Source organism: Sphingomonas panaciterrae (genome assembly GCF_036890205.1).
GTDB lineage: Bacteria > Pseudomonadota > Alphaproteobacteria > Sphingomonadales > Sphingomonadaceae > Sphingomonas > Sphingomonas panaciterrae.
This window is the reverse complement of sequence record NZ_JAKNQR010000026.1, coordinates 1-5,998: the sequence shown is the minus strand read 5'-3', so window position 1 is coordinate 5,998 and position 5,998 is coordinate 1. Positions and strand designations below refer to the sequence as shown.

The 5,998-nt window shown below is 65.8% G+C and carries 6 protein-coding genes; 4 read left to right on the top strand and 2 right to left on the bottom strand.

All coding sequences use genetic code 11. From position 1 onward, the window contains the following. Positions 1–177: 177 nt before the first annotated feature. Positions 178–1,353, bottom strand: a complete 1,176-nt coding sequence (locus L8F96_RS18400; protein WP_334657007.1) for a zinc-dependent alcohol dehydrogenase — start codon at positions 1,351–1,353, stop codon at positions 178–180. 576 nt (positions 1,354–1,929) lie between these two features. Here L8F96_RS18400 and L8F96_RS18395 point away from each other — a divergent pair. Then, a complete protein-coding gene (locus L8F96_RS18395) occupies positions 1,930–2,187 on the top strand; it encodes a beta/alpha barrel domain-containing protein (RefSeq protein ID WP_334657006.1) in 258 nt (85 codons plus the stop codon). 265 nt (positions 2,188–2,452) lie between these two features. On the opposite strand, the gene L8F96_RS18390 is transcribed toward L8F96_RS18395, so the two are convergent. Then, positions 2,453–3,079, bottom strand: a complete 627-nt coding sequence (locus L8F96_RS18390; protein WP_334657005.1) for a TetR/AcrR family transcriptional regulator — start codon at positions 3,077–3,079, stop codon at positions 2,453–2,455. A gap of 31 nt (positions 3,080–3,110) precedes the next feature. On the opposite strand from L8F96_RS18390, the gene L8F96_RS18385 reads away from it, so the two are divergent. From L8F96_RS18385 to L8F96_RS18375, 3 genes are all read left to right on the top strand, one after another. After that, complete coding sequence (locus L8F96_RS18385) at positions 3,111–3,560, top strand: acyl-CoA thioesterase (protein WP_334657004.1); 450 nt, start codon at positions 3,111–3,113, stop codon at positions 3,558–3,560. Next, entirely contained in the window at positions 3,560–5,053 is a 1,494-nt protein-coding gene (locus L8F96_RS18380) for a TolC family protein (RefSeq protein WP_334657003.1), read from the top strand. Before L8F96_RS18385 ends, L8F96_RS18380 begins: the two co-directional genes overlap by 1 nt. Then, positions 5,050–5,998 (top strand): HlyD family secretion protein (locus L8F96_RS18375; RefSeq protein ID WP_334657002.1); only part of this gene is annotated, 949 nt, incomplete at its 3' end. The genes L8F96_RS18380 and L8F96_RS18375, both read left to right, overlap by 4 nt.

Genomic DNA, 5,998 nt, shown 5'->3' with positions numbered 1-5,998 from the left:
AGTGGCGCTTCGCTTCCTGGTGCGTCGGCCATCGCTGTTCGCTATGGTCAACGAGTCCTGACCCTAGGTCTGCCGACATACTTGGTCGCAAGCTGATCGACACCGCCGCTACACGTGCTCCAAAGCGGCGGTGTCGATCAGCATCGATAAGCGTCCTGTTCCCGGTTGTTCCGCTAATCAGCCGTGCGGCCGCATGACAACCTTGATTACACCTTCCTGCTTGTCACGGAACTTGGCGTACATCTCGGGCGCGTCTTCAAGACTGGCCGGGTGGGTGATCACGAAGCTGGGGTCGATCGCGCCCGCGACGATTTTTTCCAGCAACGGTCTAGTATAGCGCTGCACGTGGGTCTGCCCAAGCTTGATCGTTAGTCCTTTGTTCATCGCTGCACCGATCGGAAGCTTGTCACCCATCCCGACGTAGACGCCGGGCACGGAGACCGTGCCGCCCTTGCGGCAGCTCGTGATCGCCTGCCGCAGGACGTGGACGCGATCAGTGGCGAGCATCATGCTTGCCTTCACCTTGTCCATGACCGCGTCCGCCGCCCCGTGTGCGGCCGCCTCGCAGCCGACAGCATCGATGCAGCTGTCGGGGCCCCGGCCCTTGGTTCGCGCCTGCAGCTCGTCATAGACATCGGTTTCGGCGAAGTTAATCGTCTCAGCGCCACCGGCCTCCGCCATGGCGAGTCGCTCGGGCACCTCGTCGATCGCGATCACGCGGCCGGCGCCCATCATCAGCGCGGAGCGGATGGCGAACTGGCCGACCGGACCGCAGCCCCAGATCGCGACGGTGTCGCCATGCTCGATCTGCGCATTCTCGGCGGCCATGTAGCCGGTCGGGAAGATATCCGATAGGAAGAGGGCCTGCTCGTCGGTAACGTTGTCGGGAATCTTGATCGGACCGACATCCGCCATCGGCACGCGGAGATACTCCGCCTGGCCGCCGCAGTAGCCGCCCAGCATGTGGCTGAAGCCGAACAGCCCGGCGGGCGAATGGCCCATCGCCTTGGCGGCCATCTCGGCGTTCGGATTGGTCCGATCGCAGGCCGCAAACAGACCCTTCTTGCAGAACCAGCAATCGCCGCAGCTGATCGTGAACGGCACCACCACCCGGTCCCCGATCTTGAGGTTGGTGACCTCGGACCCGAGCGCCACGACCTCGCCCATGTTCTCGTGGCCGAGGATGTCGCCGGCCTCCATGGTGGGCTGGTAGCCATCCAGCAGGTGAAGGTCCGACCCGCAGATCGCGCAGGCGGTTACTTTGATGATCGCATCGCGCGGGTGCTTGATCTCGGGATCCGCGACGGTGTCGACACGGACATCGCCCTTACCGTGCCAGCATAGTGCGCGCATGTCGTTTCCCCCATCTAATCGGACGTCCCCGTGGTAAGGACCTCGTCTAAGGCGCCCAACGCCTTGGGCTGCGGCATGGTTCCCGTCTGTCGGATCCGTGAACGAGCAGCCATTTCGGGCAGCGATCGGCGAGCTCACCCGCGACATCAGGCTTAAACTGTTCGTAAAACGGCCGTGGTTGTTGAAAAACCCGGTAGACGCTGACTCTTTCTCCATCGGGGATCAGACGGCGGGGCAGGCGGCACGCGTCGCGGCGGCGTCTGACGGAAGCGCGCGCTCGCCACGCCGATGTGTGAGGGCGGGCAACGCATGATGCCGACCGCCGCGCCTGAGGCATTCGCCAACCTCGTCGCGGCCGGCGGGTCGATGGAGAACTGCGCGCTTCGCGCTGGAGGTGGTCCGCGCCGTTGCCGACGCGATCGGCCCGGAGCGGACGGCGCTTCGCCTGTCGCCCGGGCTCGCGACCGGCGGCATCGTCGAGGGCCGCGACAATGACGAGTTGTACCACTACCTTGCCGTCGAACTTGATCCGCTCGGGCTTGCTATCTCCACGTCCTCAATGCCGGGCGCGATGACATGCTGGCGGACGTGCGGGTCCTGTATCGCGGGCCGATCATCCTCAATCGCCCAGGCCGCCCGCGCGAGCAGGTCGGCGCGGATGTGGCGGCAGGGCGCGCCGACATGGAAGCGCTAAGCGTCATGGCGCTGGCCAACCCGGATCTGATTGAGCGTCTGCGCACGGGCGCGCCGCTCAACGCGGCACGGCCCGCCCTGTTCTATGCGGGAGGCGGCGCAGAAGTATACACGGATTATCTTGCGCTAGCCGTCGCGTGAGAAATGGGGGAGGGGGGCGCCGACTTTCCTACGTTCGCCCAGCCTGAACTCCGTTTCCCCATCCGCAGCCTGGCTCGGTAGTGGCGAGATGGTGGATGGATCCGGGCGCTGGATTAGGTAGCGACACCGCTGGATCCACTCGACGGCTGGCTGCGGGTCCGACACCTAGGGCATCGTAGGACGGCAGCACAAGCAGGCTCGCAGTAAGAAGTTCCGATTAATCTGCACAGGCGCCCAGTTCAGTCCTACTGACAGAGAAGTTGGGCTAGCTGCCGACCGAGCCTTTAGACTCGACAACTCGCATATTGCGGTGAACCGCGAGATTACGGGCAACACGTTGGCGGGTCGAAAATGGCTCGAGATTAAGCGCTTGCAGAAGCTCCGCGCCGATCAGGGAGGCGCTCAGCGCCGGCGTAACAACGCTCTCGATGATGGCGAGCAACTCCGGCTCGGTGAACGCCGAGCCTTGCTGCTCGTCGGTTGAGATGTCGCGGGGGAGACGCGCTAACTTCTCGAACAGCGGCCGCAGGAGCGGGCTGCCGAAGGCGGCGAGGAAGCCGATCAGTCGGCCGACGCCGGTTTCCTCGAACACATCGAACACCAGATCGACCAGGGCCGCCTCATCGATCGTCCCGGCCTTCAGCGCACCTGCACCGCTTCGAACGCCCGCCAGCAGCTGCTCGATCAGCACGTCCGCCACGGCCGCCTGAAGGTTGGCGGCGGTGCCGAAGTGATGGGTGATGCTTCCGTGCGTCATGCCAAGCGCTGCGGCTACAGCCTGGAGCGTGATGGCGGCGGGTCCATCCTCGACGAGGATCTTCCGGGCTGCGGCGATTGCCTCGGCGCGAAGCTCGTCCGGATGTCGCCGACGACGTCGCGGGGAGGCCGTCACTATTGTCATTAATGACAATATGTGCGAGGGTTTGATCCTTGTCAACGATGCCCTGGACACGGATCAGATGCCCGACGGCGGCAAAGGCCATATCTGCACGTTTGAGGTGGACGCCTCGGACATCGACCACATGGGGCACGTGAACAACACGGTCTATCCGCGGTGGATCCAGGACGCGGTGACGTCCTTCTGGAGGCAGAACGCTCCTGGCGACGTGGTGCGCTCGGTCGCAGGGATCGCCCTGAAGCACGAGATCAGCTATAGTTGCCCTGCTTTTCTCGAGGAGCGTTTCGACGTTCAGATGCTCCTGGAACGCGTCGTCGGCGCAAAGTTCTTCGATGCCACGATACGACGTGGCGAGACCGTGCTGGCCGAGGTCAGGAGCGTGTGGTGCAGCGTCGATGTCACCTCGCTTCGGCCGGTTCGGCTCGCTCGGAGCGTGCGCAATCTGTTCTTGAGCGGATCGGAGGCGACCGTATGATGCGTCGCCCTGCATGGCAAACTGCCCCAATCGCCGCTCTGCTTTGCGCCACGACGGCGCATGCCCAGAACCAAAGCGAGCAGACCCCGCAGGCCCTGAGCTTCGATGCGGCCCTGGCACGGATCGATGACGCCTCGCCTGGGCTTTCGGGTGAGGACCACGCCGTCCGGGCAAGCGAGTTGATTGCCGGCGCCACCCGCAGCTTGAACCGTCCGGTGATCACCACGTCGGCAAGCGTCATCGAGTACCAGAAGACCCTGTCGCTCGACCTGACCGGGCCGAAGGACAATGCCGCAGCCGCCGCGACGAACTTCCTGTCGCAATTGCCCGGCCAGTTCCCCGCGGGATTGCAGCAGGTGGTCGGTGAGGTGAGCCAGCGCGTGGGTGCCGCCCTGCCGACGATCTTCGGCGCGATCCCCGACACGCTTCAGTATCAGACAAGCGACACTGTCTTCCGGCCGGCCATCACTGCTGCCATGCCGCTCTACACGGGCGGTGCGATCCCGGCGATCCAGGCGGGTGCGGACGGCGCGGTCGAGGTGGCCCGCGCCAGGCGGGCGGGTGGTCGCGACCTGTCTCGCGTCGGGTTGGTCCGTGCCTATTTTGGACAGCAGGTGGCTGCCCAGCTAACCCGGTCGACGCACGAGACGCTCGCAGGGTTCGATCGGCATCTGTTGGATGCCGTGAAGCTCGAGCAGAACGGGGTCATTCCCCATGCGCGCGTCCTTCAGGTCCAGGTCGCCCGCGATGCCGCTGAACGCGCCTTCATCCGCGCGCAGCTCGAGGAAGCGACTGCTGCCGACGCACTGTCGCGGTTGCTGGACCGCCCCGCCGGCGTCAGCGCCTCGACGCCGCTGTTCGTCAATTCGCAGCCGCTGCCCCCTGTTAGCACATTCCTGGAGGGCATAGATGCGACGCCCCGGGCCCGCGGTGCCGACGCAGCGCGCCACATCGCTCGCGCGGGCGTAGGCCTGGCAAGATCGCGCTACCGCCCGCAAGCCTTCGCGTTCGGCAGCTACAACGCCAATCGCGACAATGCGCTGCCCACGGAACCGGACTGGGTCGCAGGGGTCACCCTGCGCTACACCCTGCTGTCCAACTTTGACCGCAGGAAGTCGCTCGACGCCGCGCGTGAACAGGAGCGAGCGGCGGCAGATGCGGCAGCCCAGGCGCGCAAGGATGTCGCAGGCGAGATCGTCCGGGCGTGGAACCTGGTCGAGACGGCTCGCCGATCTTTTCTGCTGCTCGACAGCAATCTGGCAGCAGCGCGGGAGAACCTCAGGGTTCAGCGCATCTCCTTCAGAGAGGGCGAGACGCCATCGTCGTCGTTGGTGGATGCCGAGGCCACGCTTGCAACCACGCAGACCCAGCGGATCGCGGCAGCCTATGAATATGATCTGGCACTCGCCGGGTTGCTCGCGGCCAGTCACCGCGTTGACGACTTCACCACCTATCTGGCCCGTGCCGATAGACGTCTGGGGGATGATAAGTGAGCGAGGGATCAGCCACCCGGACGAAGCGACGCGCGCGGCCGATCGCGATCCTCGTCGCTATGGTCGTCGTCGCCGTCGTCGCGGCGGGCCTCTGGCTGGCGAGCCGTCCGGCACCTGAGCAGCTGCAGGGCATGGTCGATGCGGACGAGGTCAATGTCGGCACCAAGGCGCTGGCGCGCGTCGAGCGTCTGATTGCGGAGGAAGGCCAGCGCGTGCAAGCGGGCACGCTGCTTGCCACCCTGTCCAGCCCGGAGATCGCCGGCAGCCAGGCGGAGGCGCAGGGCGCTCTCGACGCCGCGCGCGCGGTCGCGTCTGCAACCAACGAGGGGGCACGCACCGAGGATGTCGCGACGCTGCGTTCGACATGGCAGGCCGCTCAGGCAGCCGCGGACCTGGCTGCCGTCACAAGCCGTCGCACCGCCAACCTCTACGCCGAAGGCGTGGTCGCTGCCCAACGCCGGGACGAGGCGGCTGCGGCGCGAGACAGTAGCGCGCGCAATGCCGAAGCAGCCCGCCAGCAGTATTTAAAGGCGTTGGCGGGCGCGCGTCCGCAGAACAAGCAGGCCGTCAACGCCCAGGTCCGGATCGCCGAGGCCGCGCTGCGAACCGCCACGGCACTTGGGCAGGAAACGCGGCTGGTCTCGCCGATCGCCGGGGAGGTGGCGCGCAAGCTGGTCCAGCCTGGCGAGGTCGTCAGTCCCGTCATCCCGGCCTATCAGATCATCGACATCGATCACCCGTGGATCGCGATGAACCTGCGGGAGGATCACTATCGCGGCCTCAGTGTCGGCACGATACTGCACGGCCATGTTCCGGCGCTGGGGCGCAATGCCGACTTCAAGGTCTACCTCATCGCGCCAAGAGGGGATTTCGCGACCTGGCGCGCGACGCGCGAGGCATCAGGCTATGACGTGCGCACCTTCGAGGTCCGGCTGCATCCGGTTA